This window comes from Neomoorella carbonis, from assembly GCF_045278715.1.
Lineage (GTDB): Bacteria > Bacillota > DSM-521 > Neomoorellales > Neomoorellaceae > Neomoorella > Neomoorella carbonis.
The window spans coordinates 2,112,610-2,136,751 of sequence record NZ_CP136420.1 but is presented as its reverse complement, the minus strand read 5'-3'; the positions used below and the strand labels follow the sequence as shown (position 1 = coordinate 2,136,751).

Annotated in this window: 22 protein-coding genes and 1 riboswitch; of the genes, 11 read left to right on the top strand and 11 right to left on the bottom strand. The window is 54.6% G+C overall.

Features of this window, described 5'->3' with window-relative positions; translation table 11 throughout:
* Positions 1-8: 8 nt before the first annotated feature.
* Both MCACP_RS10955 and lgt read right to left on the bottom strand, forming a co-directional pair.
* Positions 9-2,582 carry a heavy metal translocating P-type ATPase gene (locus MCACP_RS10955; protein ID WP_406676796.1) on the bottom strand — a complete coding sequence of 858 codons (2,574 nt, stop codon included), beginning with the start codon at positions 2,580-2,582 and terminating at the stop codon, positions 9-11.
* Between the two features lie 517 nt (positions 2,583-3,099).
* Positions 3,100-3,975: a prolipoprotein diacylglyceryl transferase gene (lgt, locus tag MCACP_RS10950; protein WP_406676795.1), complete on the bottom strand. Its 876-nt coding sequence runs from the start codon at positions 3,973-3,975 to the stop codon at positions 3,100-3,102.
* A gap of 364 nt (positions 3,976-4,339) precedes the next feature.
* Here lgt and MCACP_RS10945 point away from each other — a divergent pair, with 364 nt between their 5' ends.
* The 10 genes from MCACP_RS10945 to MCACP_RS10900 all read left to right on the top strand — a co-directional run bounded on the left by MCACP_RS10945 (position 4,340) and on the right by MCACP_RS10900 (position 12,970).
* Complete coding sequence (locus MCACP_RS10945; RefSeq protein ID WP_406676794.1) at positions 4,340-4,819, top strand: hypothetical protein; 480 nt, start codon at positions 4,340-4,342, stop codon at positions 4,817-4,819.
* A gap of 37 nt (positions 4,820-4,856) precedes the next feature.
* Positions 4,857-5,510: a hypothetical protein gene (locus MCACP_RS10940; RefSeq protein WP_406676793.1), complete on the top strand. Its 654-nt coding sequence runs from the start codon at positions 4,857-4,859 to the stop codon at positions 5,508-5,510.
* A 360-nt stretch (positions 5,511-5,870) separates the two neighbouring features.
* On the top strand, positions 5,871-6,281 hold the full coding sequence (locus MCACP_RS10935) for a cytochrome b5 domain-containing protein (RefSeq protein WP_406676792.1): 411 nt from the start codon (positions 5,871-5,873) through the stop codon (positions 6,279-6,281).
* Positions 6,282-6,310: 29 nt separating this feature from the next.
* Positions 6,311-7,504 carry an FTR1 family iron permease gene (locus MCACP_RS10930; RefSeq protein WP_406676791.1) on the top strand — a complete coding sequence of 398 codons (1,194 nt, stop codon included), beginning with the start codon at positions 6,311-6,313 and terminating at the stop codon, positions 7,502-7,504.
* A 77-nt stretch (positions 7,505-7,581) separates the two neighbouring features.
* The gene (locus MCACP_RS10925) at positions 7,582-8,220 is read left to right on the top strand and encodes an iron transporter (RefSeq protein ID WP_406676790.1); all 639 of its coding nucleotides are present in this window, start codon (positions 7,582-7,584) and stop codon (positions 8,218-8,220) included.
* Between the two features lie 78 nt (positions 8,221-8,298).
* Positions 8,299-9,552, top strand: a complete 1,254-nt coding sequence (locus MCACP_RS10920) for a Fe-S-containing protein (protein ID WP_406676789.1) — start codon at positions 8,299-8,301, stop codon at positions 9,550-9,552.
* A gap of 12 nt (positions 9,553-9,564) precedes the next feature.
* Positions 9,565-10,860, top strand: coding sequence for an ABC transporter permease (locus MCACP_RS10915; protein ID WP_406676788.1), 1,296 nt, complete (start codon positions 9,565-9,567; stop codon positions 10,858-10,860).
* Positions 10,850-12,001, top strand: coding sequence for an ABC transporter permease (locus tag MCACP_RS10910; RefSeq protein WP_406676787.1), 1,152 nt, complete (start codon positions 10,850-10,852; stop codon positions 11,999-12,001). The genes MCACP_RS10915 and MCACP_RS10910 overlap by 11 nt, the downstream gene beginning before the upstream one ends.
* A 14-nt stretch (positions 12,002-12,015) precedes the next feature.
* The gene (locus MCACP_RS10905; protein ID WP_406676786.1) at positions 12,016-12,696 is read left to right on the top strand and encodes an ABC transporter ATP-binding protein; all 681 of its coding nucleotides are present in this window, start codon (positions 12,016-12,018) and stop codon (positions 12,694-12,696) included.
* A gap of 103 nt (positions 12,697-12,799) precedes the next feature.
* Positions 12,800-12,970, top strand: coding sequence for a DUF1540 domain-containing protein (locus tag MCACP_RS10900; protein ID WP_141262799.1), 171 nt, complete (start codon positions 12,800-12,802; stop codon positions 12,968-12,970).
* Between the two features lie 71 nt (positions 12,971-13,041).
* Here MCACP_RS10900 and MCACP_RS10895 read toward each other — a convergent pair whose 3' ends face one another.
* From MCACP_RS10895 to MCACP_RS10855, 9 genes are all read right to left on the bottom strand, one after another.
* Positions 13,042-13,824 carry an ABC transporter ATP-binding protein gene (locus tag MCACP_RS10895; protein ID WP_406676785.1) on the bottom strand — a complete coding sequence of 261 codons (783 nt, stop codon included), beginning with the start codon at positions 13,822-13,824 and terminating at the stop codon, positions 13,042-13,044.
* Positions 13,825-13,836: 12 nt separating this feature from the next.
* Positions 13,837-14,598, bottom strand: coding sequence for an ABC transporter permease (locus MCACP_RS10890; protein ID WP_406676784.1), 762 nt, complete (start codon positions 14,596-14,598; stop codon positions 13,837-13,839).
* A gap of 1 nt (position 14,599) precedes the next feature.
* On the bottom strand, positions 14,600-15,598 hold the full coding sequence (locus MCACP_RS10885; protein ID WP_406676782.1) for an ABC transporter substrate-binding protein: 999 nt from the start codon (positions 15,596-15,598) through the stop codon (positions 14,600-14,602).
* A 71-nt stretch (positions 15,599-15,669) separates the two neighbouring features.
* Positions 15,670-17,637 (bottom strand): anaerobic carbon-monoxide dehydrogenase catalytic subunit, encoded by a 1,968-nt coding sequence (cooS, locus tag MCACP_RS10880; protein ID WP_406676781.1) that lies wholly within the window; start codon positions 17,635-17,637, stop codon positions 15,670-15,672.
* A 23-nt stretch (positions 17,638-17,660) separates the two neighbouring features.
* The gene (cysK, locus tag MCACP_RS10875) at positions 17,661-18,587 is read right to left on the bottom strand and encodes a cysteine synthase A (RefSeq protein ID WP_141304848.1); all 927 of its coding nucleotides are present in this window, start codon (positions 18,585-18,587) and stop codon (positions 17,661-17,663) included.
* 88 nt (positions 18,588-18,675) lie between these two features.
* Positions 18,676-19,815, bottom strand: a complete 1,140-nt coding sequence (locus MCACP_RS10870; protein ID WP_406676780.1) for a trans-sulfuration enzyme family protein — start codon at positions 19,813-19,815, stop codon at positions 18,676-18,678.
* Between the two features lie 100 nt (positions 19,816-19,915).
* Entirely contained in the window at positions 19,916-21,052 is a 1,137-nt protein-coding gene (locus MCACP_RS10865; RefSeq protein WP_406676779.1) for a trans-sulfuration enzyme family protein, read from the bottom strand.
* Between the two features lie 60 nt (positions 21,053-21,112).
* Positions 21,113-21,221, bottom strand: a riboswitch (SAM riboswitch).
* Between the two features lie 110 nt (positions 21,222-21,331).
* Positions 21,332-21,994, bottom strand: a complete 663-nt coding sequence (locus MCACP_RS10860; protein ID WP_406676778.1) for a methionine ABC transporter permease — start codon at positions 21,992-21,994, stop codon at positions 21,332-21,334.
* Entirely contained in the window at positions 21,991-23,016 is a 1,026-nt protein-coding gene (locus MCACP_RS10855; protein ID WP_406676777.1) for a methionine ABC transporter ATP-binding protein, read from the bottom strand. The genes MCACP_RS10860 and MCACP_RS10855 overlap by 4 nt, the downstream gene beginning before the upstream one ends.
* Positions 23,017-23,198: 182 nt before the next feature.
* On the opposite strand from MCACP_RS10855, the gene MCACP_RS10850 reads away from it, so the two are divergent.
* Positions 23,199-24,017 carry a MetQ/NlpA family ABC transporter substrate-binding protein gene (locus tag MCACP_RS10850; RefSeq protein WP_406676776.1) on the top strand — a complete coding sequence of 273 codons (819 nt, stop codon included), beginning with the start codon at positions 23,199-23,201 and terminating at the stop codon, positions 24,015-24,017.
* The last annotated feature ends 125 nt before the right edge of the window (positions 24,018-24,142 follow it).

Here is a 24,142-nt window from a genome sequence, read left to right as displayed (position 1 = left end):
CCTCCTCATTAACCCATTTGGTGGGCCAGCTGCCCGTGATGTTCTGCCTTGGCGGCATCTTTCCGGAGGGAGGGCTGGAAGCGCTTTAAAAGGAGTGTATTTAGTGTAACCGAAACCGAACTTATGGCCATGAAGAACGCCGCCAGTTCGGGGCTGACAATCAGCCCGGTAAAGGGGTACAGCAGGCCGGCTGCAATGGGAATACCCGAAATATTATAGATAAAAGCCCATACCAGGTTCTGTTTGATCTTGCGCATGGTGGCGCGGCCAATTTCGAGGGCTCCCACCACGTCGCGAATATCGTCCTTGATGAGGATGATGTCCCCTGTTTCCTTGGCCACGTCGGTTCCGGAGCCGATGGCAATCCCGACGTCAGCCTGGGCCAGGGCCGGAGCGTCGTTAATGCCGTCACCCACCATGGCCACTTTCAGACCCCGGGCCTGGAGTTTCTTCACTTCCTCGGCTTTATCCCGGGGCAGCACCTCGGCCAGGACGGTCTTGATACCGAGCTCACGGGCAATAGCCTGGGCCGTACGCCGGTTATCGCCGGTAATCATGGCCACTTTAATGCCCATCCTGTGCAACCGTTCAATAGCGACTTTAGCGTTTTCCTTCAAGGTATCGGCCACGGCAATAATCCCGGCGGCTTTACCGTCTACGGCCATCAGCATAGCTGTTTTACCCTGCTCTTCGAGTTTTTCCATCTGCGCGGTCAGGTCGCCCACGTAGATGTTATGTTGCTGCATCAAGCGGCGGTTGCCTAAAAGGATTTCCTGACCCTGGTAGATGGCTCTGATACCGTGGCCTGGGATGGCTTCAAAGTCCTGTACTTCTTCCAAGCCTAAGCTTTCCTCCCTGGCGCCGCGGACAATGGCCTCGCCCAGGGGATGCTCGGATGGTTTTTCGGCCATGGCGGCCAGCCGCAGAACCTCCCGTTTATCAAAACCCGGGGCGGCGATCACATCGGTGACCGAAGGCTCGCCTTTCGTCAAGGTTCCCGTTTTATCAAAGACGATGGCATTCAGCTTGCTGCACGCCTCCACCGCATCGGCTCCCTTAAAGAGGATGCCGTTTTCGGCCCCTTTACCTGTACCGGCCATAATCGCACTGGGAGTGGCGAGACCTAAGGCACAGGGGCAGGAAATGACCAGGGTGGTTACCGACAACAGGAGGGCGAAACCGAAAACGCCGATCTCGGCCAGGCTATAGGGCGAGAGGATAAAGCGGCTATCGGGCAAGAAGAAGGCGTTATAGCCAATAAAGAACCAGAACAGGAACACGATCAGGGCCAGCACGTGGACACCGGCAATAAAGTGGCCGGCCACAAAATCGGCCAGTTTTTGAATGGGAGCTTTGGAAGCCTGGGCTTCTTCCACCATCTTGATAATCTGGGCCAGGGCCGTTTCGCTTCCGACCCGGGTAGCCCGGAACTTGAAGGAACCGGTCTTGTTAATAGTCGCCCCCACGACCTGGGAACCAGGACGTTTTTCTACCGGAATACTTTCGCCGGTAATCATGGATTCGTCCACGGCCGAATAACCTTCGATGACTTCACCGTCCACCGGGATGCTTTCACCGGGACGGACCACGACAATGTCCCCGACCTCAACTTCATCGGCGGCAATCTCCATCTCCTGGCCGTCCCGGATAACCCGGGCGGTTTTGGCCTGCAGACTCATGAGCTTGCGGATGGCCTCGGAAGTACGGCCGCGGGTAATGGCCTCCAGATAGCGGCCCAGGACGATGAAGGCGGTTAACAGGGCGGCTGATTCAAAGAAGGTGGCGCCGCGGCCGCCGAAACCGGCCTCGGGCCAGAGGGTATTGATGGTGGCGATGATATAGGCTGCACCAATACCCGTCGCATAGAGGAGGTTCATATCCGTAGTTCCGCGTTTAAGGCCGTTCCAACTGTGGACGAAAAACTGCCAGCCGGGGATAAAAGTGACCGGTGTGGTTAAAGCCCACAGTACATACACGTTCCCCAGCCATTCTGGTACAAAGTAGGGGAAAATCCACATATCGCGGAACATGCCAAGCATCACCAGGGTTGCCAGGGGCCAGGCAATCCACATATTGCGGCGCTGGTACCGGATCTCCCTCTCCCGGGCCTCTTTCTCCTGGTCCAGGGCGGCCTGGCCGGAGAGCTTCTCCGTAGCTTCATAGCCCAGGGTGTTGATTTCCTTTTTAATGCGACCCTTGTCCACGGCCCTGGGGTAGAACCGGACTCTGGCCGATTCTGCTGGCAGGTTCACTACTACCGAAGTTACGCCGGGCAGGGCTTTAACGGCTTTTTCCACCTTGGCCACACAGGCGGCACAACTCATCCCCCTTACCGTTAGGAGAACTTCTTCTTCCGGTACCTCATAGCCGATCGCCTGGATGGTCTTGGCCATCTGGGGCACACCGACCTGGTCCGGGAAATATTCCACGGTAGCCTTCCCGGCAACCAGGTTGACACGGGCGTCCACTACCCCCGCCATATTTTTCAAAGCTTTTTCCACTTTGGCCACGCAGGCCGCACAACTCATCCCATGGATGGCGAAACTTACCTTGACCGGGCCAATCTTTTCGCTGGCAGACATTATCTTTCACCACCGGGTAAGTGATTATATAAAATATCGGATAAAATGAGTCTTGCCGGCCGGGTCGACATTTAATCTACCCCCTACCGGTATCTCTACCTCGATTATATTTTGATGGCCACATACTGTCAATGAACTTCACAAAAACTACAAAATATATTCTTGGTCATTTTTACCAGGCGGCGTACAACTTCCCGGGCGACTAAGTCTATAGCGAAGCTATAGCAAATAACACCTGCGTTTTTGGCGGATTACCCGGCCCTTCCTAGGTGTTGCCCGGTGCATTATAAAAGCCTTCCCCTTCTTTAGGGAAGGGGAAGGCCGGCTACTTGGTTTCAACTAACGGGCAGTTTAACGTCATGCCCGGGACTAAATTCAGCAGCCTTCTTTGCAATGGGCAACTGCCCTCAGCATCCAGCGCTTCCTGGTCAATTTTGATCCCTCCTCGTTGGGTAGTTTATATATAAGTATACTAGAACCTGTTTTATCATGTCTATAGGTTGCCGGCACGGAGCTCTTATGGTCCCAGGCTATAAAAGGCTGCAAGGGACAGGCCAATCAGCAAAACCAGGACTAAAAGTTGCCCCGCAAGCCGGTCTTCTACAGCTGCTGCCAGGCCCCGGAGTTCGGCTGTGGCAGCCGCCCCGGGAGAGCCGGAGTTTGTCAGCGGCCCCGTACGTTTCTTCAAGATCGTACCGGCCAGGGCAAAAGTAGCAATAAACACCAGGCTGGTCACGTGGGCTACGGACAGGGGGCCTAACACCAGCGGGTTGTAACGTACAAACTCTACTAGTCCCCTGATGGCAGCATAGAGGATAATGAAGTGGATAAAGAGCTGGCCTTCATAGGCAATTTTCTTCCTTCGCCGCCAGAGGTAGAAGAAAAGGAGGTAGTCGAGGATAAACTCATAGACCTGGGCCGGGTGGAGCAGTTGCCCGTTCACCATAACCCCCCAGGGCCAGGCGCTGCTCATGGGGCGGCCGAAAACGTCACAACCTACCCTGCCAATAGCAATTCCCAGGGCCAGTCCCGGTGCTACAATATCGGCCAACCGCCAGAAGGGCATGCGCTGGCGCCTGCAAAAGATTAGGCCCGCTAATATGCCCCCGACCAGCGCTCCCTGGATGGAAAGACCGCCAGCCTGGAGGTGGAAGAATTGCCATGGATTTTGCCAGTAATAGACGGGATCGGCAATAACTACGTAGCCGACCCGGGCGCCGATAATACCTAAAATAAGGGCCAATAAAGTAAAATCAAGGACCTTATCTTCGTTTAAACATTTCCGCCTGGCCTCCCGTAAAATGATAAAGACGGCTGCCAGGACGCCTAGGGCGATCATAAAACCGAAAGTGTTTATTGGCAAGGGACCTAAAGAAAAAAGAACCCGTCGCATTCGCTACCCCTTTCTAGCTGTTAATTTCTTTCTACCACCTGATTATCGGGCCGCTTTTTGGGCAATTCCTGGGGGACTTTAATCGGTTCCACTTTATATGTCCCCTTACCGTTTTCTACTACCCGCTACCGGTATCCTAACCTGATTATAATTATCAAGTCACTAGACGTCAAGGAACTTCACACAAACTACAAAATCTTAGCACATCATATCGGCCCCGCCCGGCGGGTTCAGCTTGCATGGCAGGGTTAATTCCCTTTACCGTTGCAGGGATTTTTTTATAGTATCTTCTATTTTACATCAAAAACATATCACAATTAGCATCTACAATAGAGGCAACAAAATTACTACAGGGGGCGGTTAGATGGGTGCAGCTAAAAACTTGAGCTTAAAATCAGCGGTAATAACCGGGATCATAGCGGCCTTCGCCCTGGTGGCTTTCTATTTTTTGCTGGTTGGTATCAGCTCCCGTTCATGGCAACATAGCCTTGAACTCCTGAGGCAGGATCGCTTTTATGTCGGGGCCATTGCGGCCGGTTTTGGAACCCAGGTAGGTCTTTATAGTCATATCCGGCGCTGGCAAAAATTTAGCCGGGCACGTGGCGCCGGTGCCGTGGCTGCTTCGGGTACCGGGACCTCGACGGCTTCCATGGTGGCCTGCTGCCTGCACCATCTGGGAGAGGTGTTACCGGTTATCGGCGCTTCAGGTATCGCCATATTCCTGGAACGATACCGGTACCCCGTCATGTGGTTGGGTATAACCATTAATTTGCTCGGTATTTATCTCATGCTGCACATCATAGCCACAAATAACCTCTGGCCCTCCAGGGTGCTGAAAAAATAACGGTGGTTTACTTATAATGAAGGGAAGGTTGTTGACAATGCCGAAAAATAAAGGCCGATTTTTAATAATCCTCTTCAGTATCTTTACCCTTATGGCAGTCTTACTTACCGGCTGTGGCCAGGGCAAAAGAGATAGTAAAAGTGATTCCCGTTTCCAGATGGAAAGGGGAGCAGTTGTTCTTCCGGGCAATTCCGGGGGAGCCGGGGCAGGACAAGAAGCTAATGCCCCACAGAGCAAGCAGGAGCCCAATCCGGGACAGAAACAAAAGCCCTTAAACAGCCAGGCGCCGGCGGTGCGCCGGCCTGCGGAAGCCGGATTTTATGAACGCCAGGACAGCCGGGGTGAGGTTACTGTTGATGTCATCTGGCTGACCCCGGAATACCTGCAGGCCAGTGGCCTGCAAATGACTCCGGAACAGGAGCAGGATCTATCTACCAACCTGGTTTTTAACGTAGCCTTGACCACCCATTCAGGCGATTTACGGAACTTTGACTTTGCCGGGGCTATACGCTTAAAGATCAACGGCCGCGATGCCGGTCCGGGTAGCTGGGAATTTGTCAACCGGGACGGCCACCACCCGGAAGGCATGATACGTTTTAAGGCCCCTGGAAATGAACCCCTCAGGGAGTTAACCTTAAGCATTTATAACCTCGGCGGTGTACAGGTACGGGAGTTTAAGTGGCAATTATAATTTGCTGGAACAGCAGGTGTAATACTTGAAAGCGCCTGCTTCTTTTTTTGGTTTAACGTCCGGAGCCCTACGAATTTTATAGTGCCGAATCCCAAGACCAGGAAGTAGCCGGCCTGGCAGCCCGGCTGGTAGGGTACCAGAACAAGGGCCATGCTATCGACAGGTTGCCCCTTAAATAAAAGAATTTTTACCGGATAGCTTGAAATTGGTAGGAGTGGCAAATATAATAAGTAACGTAAATAATGAAAATCATTATCAATGAGAGAGGTGTCAAAGGTGCGCTTGAGGTTGGGGTTTATATGACAGGCTTTATATTTTTTCAATGAGAATGGGATTCAATATCAATCGAGGTGAAAATTCATGGCCCGGCGTTTACTTTTTTTGGCGCCGTTGTTTTTACTGGCATTCCTGTTGATAACGGGGTGTTCACCGCAACGAAGCCAACCGCCTGCCAATCAGGAGAATAAAGGTTTATCATCAGAAAAAAGCCAGGAGACAGTCACCCTGAAGGAATTTACCCTGGAGGAACTGGCCCAGTATGACGGTAGCAATGGTAAACCGGCTTATGTAGCCGTCAACGGCCTGGTTTACGATGTTACCAATGTTGAGGGATGGAAGGAGGGAGTTCACAAACCCTGGAGTGACAAGAGGGTAGCCGGTCGCGATTTGACTTCCGAGCTGGCCAAGGCGCCGCCTTCGCACCGGCAAAAGGAGTTTTGGGCCAAATTGCCCGTGGTCGGCCGGCTTAAAGGCTCTACGGGGCAAAAGTAGATGGTAGCGAGGAGAAAGGGGGCAGGATAATGCGTCGCGTGATGCTCACCCTGCTGGTGCTGCTGATACTTATCCTGGCCTGGCAAAGCACGGGCCTGGCGGCAGCGTCATGGAAAAAAGTTGCCCAGGACATAGATGCTACCTTACAGCAATCCCTGAATGCCTACCGGCAGGGAGATGTAGAGAAGGCCAAAGGCATGGTTAACGATGCTTACTTTGGCTTTTTTGAAAAGGAAGGCATGGAAAGGGCGATACAGTCCAATCTTTCAGGTCGCCGGGCCGCCGTGCTGGAATATGAGTTCAGCAACATTAAAAAGATGATGACCAACCAGATGCCAGTTGCCCAGGTTGAACGGGCCATCGGGGAACTGGTTGCAATGCTGCGGGAAGATGCCGCCCGGCTGGACGGAACGGAACAAAACCCCTTGGAGATAACACTTTCATCCTTCCTTATTTTAATCCGCGAAGGCTTTGAAGCTATCCTGATCATCGGCGCCATAGCCGCCTATTTGATTAAATCCGGTAACGGCCATAAAGTAGGTACTATCTACTCCAGCTCCGTCCTGGCTGTGCTGGCCAGTCTCCTGACGGCCATAGCTTTACGAATAGCCTTCCGCATCAGCGGCGCCAGCCAGGAAATCCTGGAAGGCACAACCATGCTGCTGGCAACAGTAATCCTCTTCTCCGTCAGCCACTGGATGGTAGGCAAGGCCGGAACAAAAGCCTGGCAACGCTATATTGAGGATAAAGTTCAAGGCTCTTTGAGCAGTGGCCGCACCCTGGCCCTTGGGGCCGCTGCTTTCCTGGCCGTCTATCGTGAAGGGGCGGAAACGGTTCTCTTCTACCAGGCCTTATTAAGTAACACCGGCAGTGCTACAGGTATGATTTGGCTGGGCTTTGCCCTGGGTTGCGTGGCCCTGGCCGCCGTCTTCCTGCTGGTCCGTTACGGGAGTTTAAAGATACCCCTGAAGCCCTTCTTCCTGGGCACCAGCCTCCTGCTTTACTACCTGGCTTTTGTTTTTGCCGGCGATGGCGTTAAAGAGCTGCAGGAAGCCGGAGTTGTAAGCGTAACGCCTGCACCGGGCGTTCCAGCAGTAGGCCTCCTGGGTATTTACCCCACCTGGGAAACCCTTTTACCCCAAATAATTCTTCTGGCACTGGCAGCAGGGGGGGTGATTTACCAGCAGCGCAAAGCTGCCCGGCGCCTGGCGGCAAGGACATAAAGGTAAAAGTTTACGGCCAGCGGGGTACATACCCGGCCGGAAGGAAAAGATTTCTCACAGTCAAAGGGAGGAGCAAAATGAAAAGCAAGAAAAAGCTAATCATCCTGTTGATGGTACTGCTGGTAGTGGCAGCCCTGACTGTGGCCGGATGCGGTAGTAAACAAGCAACATCCGGCACCGTACCGGATAGCAATAATAAAACCGAGAGCCGCGCTGAAGCAGGCAAAGCAAATCCAGATCAGGTTAAGGGCTTCCAGGAATACCCCATCGGCGATGAAAAAGAAGTGGAAGGGCTAAAGATTGCTGCTGTTTACTTTCAGCCGGTAGCCATGGAACCAGCCGGAGCAGGTCTTGCGCCGGATAAGGCCGACATCCATCTGGAGGCTGATATTACGGCTACCCCTGATAACAAGACCGGCTTTGGCGTCGGCGAGTGGGTTCCCTACCTGAACGTGAAATATAAGCTGAAAAAATTGGATAACGGGCAGGTTGTAGAGGGCACCTTCATGCCCATGAACGCCAGCGATGGCCCCCACTATGGAGCCAATGTCAAGATGCTGGGGGCCGGCAAATATGAGTTAACATACATTGTTGAATCTCCCGAAAAACAGGGATATGCGTTGCACACCGACAAGGAAACGGGCGTCGAAGGTCGTTTCTGGAAAAAACCTGTAGAAGTCAAATGGGAATTTAACTTTATACCGCGGAAGTGGTAAGGGAAGCTGCCGGTCCGGGCAACGCTGGCCCGGACCAACCCTTCTTTGAGGTAACAAGCAATAAGAAGGAGGGGAATCATGTTGCAATCCCTCATCCCCGCAATGCAATACTCAAGTTTAGCCATCTTCCCCCTGGCTATGCTGCTGGCCTTTGTTTCCAGGCGACCCCAGGGAGATTTGAGAAATTGGCTCCGGCGGGGAGCAACCCTGGGAATAGGGGGGGCCTTTATTTTTGCGGCCCTGGAGCTGTTGCAGCCAGGCCTCCTGGAACGAGAGATTTACGAAGGATGGGTCCTGGGGCTGGCCCTCCCGGGGGAGGCTCTTCTCCTGAGTGCCTTATGGCGCGCCTGGAAAAAGGGCTATCCTGGAGCTTCAGGTAACATCCCCGGCTGGCTTGTTGCTTTAGTTGCGGCTACCGTGTTGCTCCACCGGGCTCCGGAAATTTTTCTGTTTTCTATCAGAGTTTTAACCTCTTCTTCCGCTCTCTTTAGTTCGGAGTTCATTTTTAAATTGGCCGGTATTCTCCTGGGTGCAAGCCTGGCGTTAATGGCCGGCCTGGCTGTTCTCCGGGTGGCACCTGCCCTGCCGGAAAGCATATTATTAACCGTCACTACGGCAGGTTTCCTGGTTGTCATGGGCGAGCAAGCTGTGATAGTGATCCAGGTGCTGCTGGTAAGGGGGCTCATACCTATGAGCCAGTGGCTGCTGGGTATGATGATTCCCCTGATTAACTACCAGGACTGGTTTTTTTACTTCCTGATGGCGACGGTGGCTTCCCTGCCGGTTTTCCTTTTCCTGCAGCGGCAGCCATTGGAGGCAAAAGGCCTGAATCCGGCCGAGCGCCGGAAAATCCGGGCCGCCCTTCGCGCCCAGTGGCGCTGGGGTGGAGCTGCCGCCCTAACCCTTGCCCTGGCTGTCTTCTTAGCAGTAGCCGGCAAAGTTTACGCCAGTGCGGAAGGCAAACTTTTTCCGGCACAGCCGGTGACGGTAGATAAGGGAGAGATCAAGATACCCCTGGAAACCGTGGACGATGGCCGGCTGCATCGCTTTGCCTATACTGCCCAGGACGGCACAGAAGTGCGCTTTATTGTTATCAAAAAGGGTGGCTCAGCTTACGGTGTGGGCCTGGACGCCTGTGATATTTGTGGGCCCACGGGTTATTACCAGCGCAAAGGGCAGGTTGTTTGTAAAAGATGTGATGTCGTGATTAACACCCCCACTGTCGGTTATAAAGGCGGCTGCAACCCCATTCCTTTTGAGTACAGGATAGCCTCAGGACAGCTAGTTATTCAAGCTGCAGTGTTGGAAAAAGAAAAAGAAAGATTTCAGTAGGGAGGCGAAGGTATGTTTTGGCGGATGCTTAAGGGAGCTCTTATCAGGCAAAAAAGGAAAAAACTCCTGGTAGTACTTACCATGGCCCTTGGAGCTTCCCTGACTACAGCCACCCTCAACGTGATGCTGGACGTTGGTGATAAGGTCAACCGGGAACTGAAGGCCTACGGCGCCAATATCCTGGTTACACCCCGGACGGCCTCGCTGCTGAACGAACTCTACGGGGTGGAAACCGGTGCCGGTTCTTCCGGCCCGTACCTGGAGGAGGCCGATCTGGGTAAGATCAAGACCATTTTCTGGGCTAATAATATCTTAGGTTTTGCTCCTTATTTGCCGGCCAGGGCCACCATCGGCCCGGAAGGGCCTGAAGTGGCCCTGGTTGGCACATGGTTTAACCGGCGCCTGGAACTGCCCACCGGTGAGGTCCTGGAAACAGGTATCAAACAGCTCAAACCCTGGTGGGAGGTTGAGGGGACCTGGGTACAAGATAATGACGAGAAGGGCGCCATGGTTGGCAGTTTGCTGGCCAAAAAGCTCGGGCTGCGGCCGGGTGATGAACTGGAAGTAATTGTAGCCGGTGAAGGGGGTGAGCGCAGGGAGAGGTTAACGGTGCGCGGCCTCCTCAATAGCGGCGGACCGGAAGATGAAAATATCTTTGTGCCGCTGAAGTTTGTCCAGCGCGCCCTCAACCTGGCGGGTAAAGTAAGCCAGGTAGAAGTAAGCGCCCTTACTACACCCGAGAACGAACTGGCCCGCAAGGCGGCTCAAGATCCAGCAAGCCTCAGCACCGAGGAATGGGAAACCTGGTACTGCACCGCTTATGTAAGCGCGATTGCCTATCAGATTGAAGAGGCCATTCCCGGTGCCCGCGCCAAACCCATCCGGCAGGTGGCGGAGTCTGAAGGGACCATCTTGCAGAAAACCCAGCTTTTGATGTTATTGATAACAGCCCTTACCCTGTTGGCGTCGGCGCTGGGTATTTCCAACCTGGTGACTGCCGGCATCATGGAACGCAGCCGGGAAATCGGGTTACTCAAGGCCCTGGGCGCAAGCGACATGTCCATCTTGATTCTATCCCTGGCCGAAACCGTGATTACCGGTATAGCGGGCGGGGTGGCAGGCTATTTTCCGGGCCTTGGTTTTGCCCAGCTTGTCGGCCGGACTGTTTTTGGCGCCGCAGTAGCGACCAAAGCGATGATAATTCCCCTGGTGACGGTGCTGATAGTAGCTGTCACCCTGGCAGGCAGCCTGCCGGCCATGCGGATGCTTCTCTCCCTGCGCCCGGCGGAAGTTCTTCATGGCAGGTGAAGGTTCAGGTATGGCCAAGTTTTCCCTGTATGCAAGGATGATTTTTAATTCTTTAGTCCGTCGCCGTTCCCGGATGATTATCGCCCTATTAGCTGTAGCCATCGGGGCAGCGGTCCTGTCGGGGCTAGTTACCGTTTACTACGATGTTCCCCGGCAAATGGAACGGGAATTTCGCGCTTACGGGGCGAACATGGTTTTAATTCCCACCGGTAACAGTCAGGTCTTACTAGAAAAAGATCTTAGCGCAGCTGCGGCACTTTTACCCCCGGAAAAGATAGTAGGTATAGCACCATACCTTTACGGTACCGTTAAGGTGAACGAGCAACCTTTAATGGTAGCAGGGACAAATTTTAAGCAGGTGAGCAGGGTAAGTCCTTACTGGCAGGTCGAAGGCCAGTGGCCCGGGGAAAACCCCGCCGGTGCCCTCATAGGTGCTGAAGTGGCTGAACGCTTGGCCCTGGAACCTGGACAGGAGATCACCCTGGTAGCAGCAGATAGCGGCGCTGAGAAAAAGGTTGTGGTGCAGGGTATTGTCAGGACAGGTGGCGCTGAAGAGAACTTTATTTTTGTCGACCTTTCCCTGTTGCAGCAGTTGCTGGGTAAGGCGGGGCAGGTCAGTGTTGCCCAGGTAAGTATCATGGCGGCGCAGGAAGAACTAAGCTCCCTAGCCCGGAGACTGGAAGAAAAAGCTCCTGGACTGACCACACGACTTGTCAAGCGTATTACCCAGCCGGAAGGAATAGTGCTGGCTAAATTACGTGCCCTGGTCTACCTGGTGACCGTTGTCGTTTTGCTTTTAACCTTGATTTGTGTGGCTACTACTATGATGGCCGTGGTAACGGAAAGGCGCAAGGAAATAGGCCTCAAGAAGGCACTGGGGGCGGAAAACCGCAGCATCATCCTGGAGTTTTTAGGTGAAAGTCTCACTATAGGTGGAGGTGGCGGTCTGCTTGGAGCGGTGCTGGGTTTCCTTTTTGCCCAGGCTGTAGGTTTAAGCGTCTTTGGCCGGGCGATTTCTTTCCAGCCGCTGATAGCACCGGTGGCCATTTTAGTTTCCATTATGGTTTCCGGCCTGGCCTGCCTTATTCCGGTGAAGATGGCGACCGGCGTCGAACCGGCCGTAGTTTTACGGGGTGAATGAAGGAGGATAATGGCATGAGTTTACTAGAATTACGGGGCGTATCTAAAATTTATGGTACCGTTAAGGCCCTCCAGGATATAGACTTAACAGTCGAGCGGGGTGAGTGGCTGGCTATTATGGGGCCGTCCGGCTCCGGAAAGACCACGCTGATGAACATCATCGGCTGTATGGATAAGGCGACCCATGGTTCGGTTATCCTGGATGGCGTCGATATTTCCACCCTGAATTCCAGAGAACTGACTGCTATTCGTCGCGATAAAATTGGCCTGGTCTTCCAGCAGTTTCATCTTATCCCTTACTTAACAGCCCTGGAAAACGTAATGGTAGCCCAGTACTATCATAGCCTACCCGACGAAAAGGAAGCCATGGCAGCCCTGGAGCGGGTAGGCTTAAAAGAACGGGCCCGGCACCTGCCCAGCCAGCTCTCGGGCGGGGAGCAGCAGCGGGTATGTATTGCCCGCGCGCTTATCAATTACCCCATGCTGATCCTGGCCGATGAACCGACGGGAAATTTAGACGAAGCTAATGAGCATATTGTCCTGAAGCTCTTCCAGGAGCTGCACCGGGAGGGTCACACCATTATCATGGTTACCCACGATCCGGAAGTTGCCGACCTAGCCGGGAGGTGCCTTATTCTCGAGCATGGACGGGTAGCCGGCTTTAGAAAAGGTGATGTACTGGATAGGGCAGGCTGACTTTTTACCGGGGGTAGCTGCTTTCTTCCAGAGCAGACTGGTATTTTTGTGCATAAATCGACCTTTAAGGGGCATCCTATTTCTAGCAGAGGAGGTGATAGAAGTGCCCCGTATCAAGTGCTCGGTAGACGACTGCCTTTACCAGGAAGGAAGCGAGTGCAAGGCATCCAGCATCCAGGTTCGCCCGACAGCTATGGATCACATGATTACTGTATCCGACGATACGGCATGTGGAACTTTTGTCCCCCGACATACTATTACCATGAAAAAGTAAGTGTTAAAGGCTCCGCCACCATGGACGGAGCCTTTCATCTTAAGTGCACCGGTATACCACATTACAGGCGTTCAGATATAGTATTCCAATTCTTCCCGGTGTTTCATCTGGAAGGCAGTGAAGATCTGGTCCCGCAGGTCAGCAAAATCTGAGCGGCTGCGATCCCGGGGCCGGCTGATATCAACAGGGATTATATTTTTAATCCGGCCCGGGTGGGCGGTAAAAAGTACGACCCGGTCCGCCAGGAAGACCGCCTCGTCAATATCGTGGGTGACGAAGACGATGGTCTTTTGTTTTTCCTGCCAGATACGCACCAATTCCTCTTGCATTTGGATGCGGGTGATGGCATCCAGCGCGCCAAACGGTTCATCCATAAAAATAACATCGGGGTCTACCGCTAATGCTCGAGCGAGGGCTACCCGCTGCTGCATGCCCCCGGATAGCTGGTGCGGGTGGTGGTAAGCAAAGGATTCCAGTTTTACCAGGCGAATATACTCTATAGCTGTGGCGCGCCGCTGGGGGGCGGGCACCCCTTTTACCTCCAGGCCGTATTCCACGTTGCCCAGCACCGTGCGCCATGGAAACAGGCCGTAGTTCTGAAAAATGGTGATGTAACGAGGGTTCGGGCCGGTTACCGGCCGCCCGTCAATCAGCACCTGACCCTGGTCGGACCGTTCAAACCCGGCCATGATGCTTAACAGGGTGCTTTTACCGCATCCGCTGGGACCCAGCAGGCAGAGAAATTCGCCGTCCTGCACCTGAAGTTGGATGTCAACCAGTACCGGACGGCGTTGCCCCTTACTGTCGGTGTAGGCCTTGTTTATATGCTGGACATCGATCTTTACTGCTGCCAAATCCCTTACCTCCTATCGCGCTGCGCCCCAGCGGCGGTGGGCCTTTCCCTCCAGCCAGGCAAACATTCGGTCAATGGTGAGACCCAGCAGGCCGATAATTAGCATGGCGGCCACCACCAGTCCGGTTTCCATGCTGTTGCGGGCATCAATAATGAGAAAACCCAGTCCCGATCTAACCCCCATCATTTCCCCCGCTACCAGGAACACCCAGGCAGTACCCAGGGCGATGTGCAGGCCCATGGTAATGTAAGGGAAGGCGGCCGGAATGACAACCCGCCACAGGATGTGGCGCCCGGGGGCACCGAAGTTCTGGGCCACCTTCAGGTACACCGGGTCAACATTTTTGACCGCCGTTACGGTGCCCAGCAGGATGGGGTAGAAGGCGGCCATGAAAATGATGACCATAGCCGGCAGATCGCCGATACCGAACCACAGGGTGACCAGCGGCAACCAAGCGATGGGGGATATCGGTCGCAGCACCTGCACCAGCGGGTCAGCAGCAGCCCACAGCCGCCGCGACCAGCCCAGCAGGAGCCCCAGGGGCACACCTGTTGCCGCGGCGGCTAGATAGCCCCCGGAGAAACGGTACAGGCTGACACCGATATGTTCCCAGAGAGCACCGTTTTTGATTTGCTGGGACAGGCCCAGCACCACATCCGCCGGCCAGGGGAAAAGGTACCTGGGATAGATGCCGGACCAGGCCACTGCCTGCCAGATGATTATGGCGGCTGCCGGGCCGGCCAGCGGCAGCAAAAAGCGTTCGAGGCGTGTCAATCTACTTCACTCCTCCGGCGGCCTGCCGGGCAAACCGGTCGTTGACCATCTCTTCCACTTTGATTTCAGATGGTAACAGGCGCCCCGGGTGACCGTCCCAGGGGATTTCCCGTAGGTTTTGCTGGATAAGATCCAGGTCGGATACTGCCGGTAGCAGATTATCGTAGTCGATCCACTCCAGGGATTGCTCCCAGGTCTCCTTGGATACGGGCATGTATTGCTGGGCAATGGCGATGGCGCCGGCTTTATTGGTCATGATGTAGCGGCCGGCTTCCACCAGGCGGCTTACCAGCTCCTGGACGGCGGCAGGATTATCCCGGGTCAGCCGGGGGTTGAGCACCAGCCCGCAGCAGGCCCAATCAGGGATAATGTCCTGGGCTCGTTTCAACACCCGGGCCTTTCCCGCCACCACCGACTGGGCGCCGAAGGGTTCAGCGACAATGTACGCTGCCACTTCCCCCCGGGCCAGGGCAGCCGGCATTTCCGGCGGGGCCATCTCTACCTTTTCCACGTCCTCATAAGCCAGGCCGGCCTTTTGGAGGGCTTGATGGAGGAGGATGTTGTGGCCGGACAGGCGGTGCGGGATGGCTACCTTTTTCCCTTTCAGGTCCTTAACCTCGCCAATGGACGGATCCGCTACCAGGACATCGCCGTTCCTGTGGCTTAACAGCACCACTTCGGTAGGAATACCTTTCCCTTTGCTCACCAGAGCCAGCTCCAGCATGGTGATGGCACCCTGAATCTGGCCGGAATTGAGGGCTTCGGTCAGGTCCGGCCAGGAGCCGAATTTGACCAGTTCCAGTTGGAAATTTTGAAAACCGGCTTTATTCTTGGCCTCCGCTACTAAAAGTGGCAGGGAATGGGTAATGGGCAAGTAGCCTATTTTAATCGTCGGTTTTTGGCCCTGGGCCGTGTCCGGCTTGTTGCCTCCACAACCGGTCACCAGGCCGGCTACCAGTAATAATACCAGCAACAGGAGGATGATTTTTCTGCCTCCCATAATCTTCGCTCCGCTCCCTTCGTTCGTTGCAGCCGTTATATCCTCCAACTGCCGACCGGTTTATTGGCCGGTTACCGCCACCCCAGGCCCAGGCGCTGGCGACGAATCAACAACCGGATGGTCTGGGCAGCCAGCTTCGGGTAAGGCTCGGTATAAATCCGCGCCCCCACCTTTGCAAACAGGCCGTCACCGGCAAAAAAGTCGGCTACTTCGTTGCTACCGCGCTCATATTCATCGGGTGCCGCCCCCTCTTTGGGCCGCGGCTGGGGGACGGGGATAGGCCCGGGAAAGCCGATGACGTTGGATACCCCGTGGGCCAGGAAAGTAACCCCCTGCCCAACCGTCTTTTCGTTGCCGGGTTCCGGGCCGACGAAGACAAAGGGCATTTGTTTGACGGCTACACCAGCTGCTGCTGCCAGATCGATAAACAAGCGCAAAGTGCGAGTATTATCTACACACCCACCTACTGCCAGAACCGGCGGGATGCTCCTGGTACGGCATACTTCCTTGAGGCCGGCACCGGCCAGGTCTGCCGCCTCCGGGTCACAAAGTCCGGCATTTAAAAGAGCGTGAGAACAGCATCCGGTGGTGGTGACCAGGATGTCAGCCTCGATGAGGCGCCGGACCACCGTTACGTGATTATATTCATACGGGACCTTCGGGGTATTGCAGCCTACCACTGTAGCAATACCTTTAATTTTTCCTTCCCGCAGGAGGTTAAGCAAACCTGTAATACCGTCAAATGTATCGACGATGGCTTCGTAACTCCAGCCAACCATAGCTCTGCTAGTGACCCTGGGGATACGAATTTTACTGCGGTCCCGGCGGGCAAAAGCTTCTACCGCCAGCCGTGCAACTTTTAGGGCATCTTCCTCCAGAGTTTCCGGCCGCTCCGCGTCAAAGGGAATGTGCACCGCCCCGGGGATGCGGTTGGAGTTGCAGGTGGTGATCACCTGGGTGCCGAAGCAGTCGGCGATGATCTTCATGCCGGGAATAACGCATTGCATGTCCACCACCACCGCATCCACCGCCCCGGTGCCCAGGGCCAGTTCCTGGCCCATAATATTGGTTACGGTGGGGATGCCGTAGCGTGCCAGCAATTCGTCGCCGGTGCAGCACATGCCGCCAACCACGATGCCTTTGGCCCCCAGGCTCTTAGCCAAACCCTGGATTTCCGCGGTGGCTATTTTCTCCAAGATTTTTTCCACCATCACGGGGGAGTGGCCGTGCACCAGGATGTTAACGTGGTCTTCCCGCAGGATGCCGTAATTCACCGTGGCCAGTTTGGGCCGGGGGATGCCGAACAGCATCTCGGTAGCCAGAGAGCTGCCGAACAGGGTGCTGTAACAGTATGCCAGGGCGGAGCGGAGTTCCTGTTCCGCCAGTGACATCCAATCACTGGTACCGCCCAGGGTGGTCATGTGCAGGGTTTCCATGATCTCATAGGCGGCCGAACGCGGCAGCACGCCGAGGGTTCGCCAGGTCTCCAGCCTTTCCGCCGGGGCGTAAGCTTCCAGGGTGCGCAAGGGGCCCATGGTCATCCGGCCCAGGTCGTCCAGCAGCACCTGGGCCACCTCCCGGGCTACTTCCTCCGGCTTTCGCCCTTGTGTTTGAAGCCCCAGCCGCCGGGCCAAGTCCCACACCCGTTCTTCCCCTTTGAGGGGAAGGTTGGCCTTACCCTCCGCCGCCGCCATCACCGCCAGGATAACTTCATGGGCGTGCCGGCCGTGTGCCGCCATGCCGGCCACCAGTGCCCGCACCAGGTTGGCCATAATGACGGTGCTCATATCCCGGCCGCAAATGCCCCGGGGGCGTTTGTCACTGAGCCGGCAGGGCCCCCACTGGCACATGCGGCAGCAGAGTCCCCGAAGGCCGAAACCGCACATGGGCTGCTGGGCCTCATAACGGTCCAGCCAGGTTTCCACCCCCTGCTGGTGCAGGTGCTGCAGCAGGTCTTTGCTGGCCGGGTTGGGGGTCAGGTTCAGGACGTCTTCCCGGTCCGGCATTTCGGCATTTAATTGGGGATACTGGTACTTCATGGACAAGACCCTTTCTGCAAAGTTTAAATGTCCTGGAATAGGGAGGTTGACAGGTAGCGCTCGCCGGTATCCGGCAGCACGGCCAGAATTCTCTTGCCGGCATTTTCCGGCCGGGCCGCGAGGCTCAGTGCCGCGTAACAGGCGGCCCCGGAAGAGATGCCCACCATCATTCCTTCTTCCCGGGCCAGGCGCCGGGCTGTTTCAATGGCATCTTCATCGCTGACCTGGATGATTTCGTCGAAAACCTCGATATTCAAAACCTCCGGTACGAAACCGGCTCCGATGCCCTGAATCTTGTGGGGTCCGGCCATACCTCCGGAAAGGACCGGCGAGGCGGCCGGTTCCACCGCCACCACCCGCAACCCGGGAATGCGCTCCTTTAACACTTCACCGGCACCGGTAATGGTGCCGCCGGTCCCTACCCCGCAGACCAGGACATCCAGCCGGCCGCCGGTATCGGCGTAAATTTCTTCTGCCGTAGTGCGGCGGTGGACAGCCGGGTTGGCCGGGTTTTCAAACTGCTGGGGGATAAAAGCCTTGGGATATTTGGCTGCCAGTTCTTCCGCCCGGCGGATGGCACCTTTCATGCCTTCTGCCCCCGGTGTAAGTACCAGCTCGGCGCCGTATCCCTTTAGAAGCTTGCGCCGCTCCAGGCTCATGGTCTCCGGCATGGTGAGGATTAGCTTGTACCCCTTGGCGGCCGCTACCATCGCCAGGCCAATTCCCGTATTGCCGCTGGTCGGTTCGATAATCACCGTCTCCTTATCCAGGAGTCCCCTGGCTTCGGCGTCTTCGATCATGGCCAGGGCAATCCGGTCTTTGACGCTGCCACCGGGGTTAAACAGTTCCAGTTTCACCAGTACTTCTGCCGCCGTCTGGTTAATGCGGTTGAGCCTGACCAGCGGCGTTCCTCCGATGAGGTCGATTATGTTCTGGTAAATGCGCTCCATGAAAATCCTCTCCTTAGATAAGTATTTTTCCAATCAAAATACACGGAATTAATGGCATAGTAATTTTATCATTTTAATATACTTTAGATCAAGGGGATTTTAACGCCTGCTCCAGGTCGGCCTGAAGATCCGCGGCATCCTCCAGGCCTACCGACAGGCGTACCAGGTCAGAGGTAATCCCCAGGCGCTTTTTAAATTCTTCCGGGAGGCTACCATGGGACATGGTAGCAGGCAGAGAAATGATGCTCTCTACTGCGCCCAGGCTGGAGCCGATGATCGGCAGGCGCACCTTATTGATTACCTGGCGGGCCAGCTCTGAAGTTGCCAGGCGGAAGGAGAATACACCTCCGGCGCCAAGGGCCTGCCGGAAATGAACCTCCCGGCCAGGATGGCCTTCCAGGCCAGGATAATAAACGGCCTTTACTTGCGGGTGCCCGGCCAGCCATGTTGCCAGGGCCGTGGCGGTTTGCTCCTGCTGGGCCAGGCGTACTTTTAAGGTCTTAATACCGCGCAGGATTAGCCAGCATTCGTGGGGTGCCAGCACTGCTCCCAGGGTATTCTGGAGCAAAGCCAGTTCCCGGGCAAGGCCAGCATCCCTGGTAACTGCCAGGCCGGCCAGGCAGTCGCTGTGCCCGCCCAGGTATTTGGTAGCGCTGTGGACCACCACGTCAATTCCCAGTTCCAGGGGTCGCTGCAGGTAAGGCGTCATAAAGGTGTTGTCAGCTATGGTTATGAGCCCGTGCTCCCTGGCCAGGGCGGCGGCCCGGGCCAGATCGGTAATTTTCATCAGCGGATTGGAAGGGGTTTCGAGGTAAAGCCCTTTGGTAGAAGGGCGGATCTGGGCAGCTACCTTCTCCAGGTCCGTAGTATCGACAAAAGTAATTTCCAGGCCAAAGCGTTTGAAGACCCTGGTCAGGGCTCGGTAGGTGCCGCCGTAGATATCCTGGGAGACAAGGAGGTGGTCGCCGGCGGAAAAGAGGCTTAAGGCTGCCGTGATGGCCGCCATGCCGGAAGCAAAAGCAAAGCCGTAATTACCTCCTTCGAGATCGGCGATGGCTTCTTCCAGGGCCCGCCGGGTAGGATTGCCGGAACGGGTGTATTCGTATTCGCCCGGTTGCTCAAGACTCTCCTGGGCAAATACCACGCTCTGGTGGATGGGGATACTCACCCCTCCGGTGCCGGAATCCATAGAAAAGCGGTGATGGACCAGTCGCGTTCCCCTCTGCATACTTTGTTTACCCCTCTTCTTTAAAGTCCTTCTTCGCCTGGCGTTGATTTCAATCGCCGCCCAGGGTAGAAAGGATTTCCTTTTCGTCCTGGCCGGCGGATTAACAGGCAAGGGCCTGCTCCAGGTCGGCCTTGAGATCGTTTAAATCTTCCAGTCCGACTGACAAACGTAATAAACGATCATTGATGCCCAGTTTAAGACGCATCTCAGCAGGGATTTCGGCATGGGTCTGGCGCTCCGGAAAAGTGATCAGGCTTTCTACCCCGCCCAGGCTTTCCGCAAAGGAAATAATTTTTAAGCGGTGTAAAATCTGCTCGACCAGTTCGGCATGCTTGACCTCAAAGGAAAGCATGGCCCCAAACCCGCTGGCCTGTTTCTTACAGATTTCGTGACCGGGATGATCGGGTAGACCCGGATAATAAACCCTGGTCACCAGGGGGTGTTCGGCCAGCCACCGGGCCAGCTCTAAAGTGCTGGCCTGAGCCCGCTCCAGGCGTACGGCCAGGGTTTTCAAGCCCCGGATTACCAGCCAGCAATCCTGGGGACCGGGAATCGCGCCGATGGTATTTTGGATAAAGGCCAGCTTTTCGCCGAGGTCCTCCCGGGCGGCAATCGCTATCCCCATAACTACATCATTGTGGCCGCCCAAATATTTGGTGGCGCTGTGGACCACCAGGTCCGCTCCCAGTTCCAGGGGTCGCTGCAGGTAAGGGGTCATAAAAGTATTATCCACAATAGTCAGCAGGCCCCGCTGGCGGGCCAGGGCGACAACGGCGGCAATGTCGGTGATTTTCATTAAGGGATTGGTAGGCGTCTCCAGGAAGATGCCCTTCGTATTGTTTTTAATAGAAGCAGCCAGGGCAGCCAGATCAGTGGTGTCTACAAGGGAAAATTCCAGCCCCCAGGGAACCGCTACCTGGTTGAGCAGCCGGTAAGTACCGCCGTACAGATCTTCAGAGACTAGCAGGTGGTCGCCGGGCCGGAAAAGGCAGAGAACGGCGGTAATGGCGGCCATGCCGGAGGCAAAGGCCAGGGCGCGGCAGCCTCCCTCCAGCCCGGCTATGCCTTCTTCCAGGACCTGGCGGGTAGGGTTGCCCGTCCGGCTGTAGTCAAAACCGGTACTCTGTCCCAGGGCCGGGTGACGGAAGGTAGCAGACTGGTAGATAGGCGTACTGATAGCTCCCGTTTTACTATCATACCCCACTCCCAGCTGGACCAGCTCTGTAGCCAGGTGCATTTTATCCAACTCCCCTCATGACAAAATAAAAGCCCTTCGCAGAAGAAGAGCTTTTTTCAACTCTCATCTGCCAGGAGAAATCCTGCAGGAATTGGCACCGTACCTGGGTTCTAACAGGCCGGTTGCCGGGCTTCATTGGGCCAGTCCCTCCGCCAGCTCTTGATAAGAGTTTCCGCATATTTATTTTTTAAGTTTTTCAATCGGCTTAGTTATATTTATTATATCCTCTATATCTCAAGCGTCAAGGGGAGCTTAGAGAAACTTTTTCCGATTTCGGGGTTAACGCCGGCTTAAACGGGCGACAATCCGGTCGCCTACAACCTGAATGATCTGGACCATAATGATCAATAAAACGACGGTAATAACCATAACGTCATTTTTATAGCGCTGAAAGCCGTACTGATAAGCAAGGGTACCCAGGCCGCCGCCGCCGACTACACCGGCCATGGCGGAATAGCCAATCAAGGTAATGGTAGTTAAAACAAAACCAGATACCAGCGAGGGTGTGGCTTCCGGAAGCATCACCCGGACGATAATTTGCCATGGAGACGCTCCCATAGATTGGGCCGCCTCAATGACCCCCCAGGGTATTTCCCGCAGGGAGGTTTCCACCAGGCGGGCGACAAAGGGTATAGCGGCGACAGACAGGGGGACGATAGAAGCAGTTGTCCCGATAAAGGTGCCAACTACGAGGCGGGTAAAGGGTATTATAGCGATTAGTAAAATGATAAAAGGGAAAGAACGGCCGATATTGATTATCGTACCCAGGATATTGTTGATGAGGGGGCTGGGTTTAATATGCCTTTCACTGGTGATAAGCATAATAACGCCTAAGGGAAGACCGAAGAGATAGGCTATAAAAACTGATACAAAGACCATATAAAGGGTTTCCAGGGTTCCCATGGCTACCATGGGAATTATTTGGTTGAGCCAGTTACTCATGGCCTTTCTAACACCTCAATACTTAATTGCTTGCCCTGGAGGAAAGCGAGGGCCCTCTGCAGGGCCTCAGGCTGACCTGATAATTCCAGGGTCAGGGTACCAAAGGGAGTATCTTTAATATGGTCAATCTTACCGTAAAGGATGTTGGCCTGTACGTTGTACTCTTGAATCATGCGGGAGATGATGGGTTCACCGGCAGAGTGACCAATGAAAGAAAGCCGTACCAGCAGGCTAGTTCCGGTAGGTTTGTACCCTGCCAGCACCTGTTCCGGGATGGAGGTATCGAGGATACTCTTAATTAACTCCCTGGTAACAGGATGACGAGGAGCAGTAAAGATATCCAGTACGGAACCGGCCTCGACAATACGGCCATGGTTAAGGACGGCCACCCGGTCGCATATTTCCTTAATTACCTGCATTTCATGGGTGATAATTATAATTGTTAGACCCAGGTTTTTATTGATATCCCGGAGCAAACTCAGGATGGAGGCAGTCGTCTGGGGATCCAGGGCTGATGTCGGTTCGTCACATAAAAGCAACCGGGGTTCGCTTGCTAAAGCCCGGGCAATTCCTACCCGCTGCTTTTGACCGCCCGACAGTTCCGCAGGGTAATGCCCGGCCTTATCGCTCAACCCCACCAGTTCCAGGGAACGTTTAACTTTCTCCTGGATAACCCGGCGCGGCTGGCCGGCAATTTCCAGGGGAAAGGCCACATTACCGGCGACATTGCGGGCCGAAAACAGGTTGAATTGTTGAAAAATCATGCCTATCTGCTGGCGGGCCCGGCGGAGCTGCCTTTCAGAATAGGTAGTAAGATCCTGCCCGTCAATAATTACCCGGCCGGAAGTTGGCCTTTCCAGCATGTTGATACAGCGGACCAGGGTACTTTTCCCGGCCCCGCTACGCCCGATGATGCCAAAGATCTCCCCTTCGGCAATATCCAGGTTGATATTTTCCAGGGCCTGTATCAGTTTGCCATCTTTGGTTGTAAAAGTTTTACTAAGGTTTTCGATTTTAACCATAAATGTCACCTGAAGGGGGTAATTATAAAACACTCGCATCTTTCTTGTCAATGGTAACAAAGGGATTGGTACAATGTCAATAAGATTGAATTCGGGAAAAAATTTTTCCCTCCGACCCCTTGACAAAAAAATCAAGTAAACCTATTATCTTAATAAGCTATTTCAGAGGGGGTTGATAGACTTTGAAAAAGATTGTTGTTCTGGTTCTCGCTTTATTAACGCTGGGGGCAGTTTTAACAGGATGCAGCCAGCAACAGAAGGCATCCCCGGGAGAAGCTGCCAAAAAAGAAATAACTGTCGGCGCTACTGCTCGTCCCCATGCCGAAATCCTGGAAAAGATTAAACCTGTGCTGGCCCAAGAGGGAATCACCCTGAACATTAAAGTTTTTAATGATTATGCCCAGCTCAACCCGGCCCTGGCAGATAAGCAAATCGACGCCAATTTTTTCCAACATATACCATACCTTGAGGATTACAACCAGAAAACAGGGAATAAACTAGTTTATATTGCCAAAGTACACATCGAACCCATGGGGATTTATTCCCAAAAAATTAAGAGCGCCGGCGAATTGATAAACGCCAGAACTATTGCCATTCCCAATGACGCCACCAACGGCGGCCGGGCTCTGATGTTACTGGCCAAGGCCGGGGTTATTAAGTTAAAGGAAGGCGCGGGCATTTTGGCAACCAAAAATGACATTGTCGAGAAACCCGCCGGGCTGACAATCAAAGAGTTAGACGCCGCTATGCTGCCGCGGTCCTTAACAGACGTCGACGCCGCGGTCATAAACGGCAACTATGCCCTGGAAGCCAACTTGAATCCAGTCAAGGATGCCATCGTTCTCGAGGATAAAAGCTCTCCCTTTGCCAACGTCCTGGTGGTTCGTCCCGAGGATAAAGACAATCCAGCTTTAAAGAAACTGGCAGAAGCGCTAAATACGCCCGAAGTCAAGAAGTTTTTAGAAGAACAATATCAGGGAGCAGTTATCCCGGCTTTTTAAGGCGGCCGGCGGGGATAACGGATGCCGCCGCAACCCTGAGAGAAGTTATAACCATGAAGGAAGGCCCCTTCTTCCTGTTAAGGCAAAGGGGCCTTTTTGCGTATTGTTTCCAACGTGATAACAGG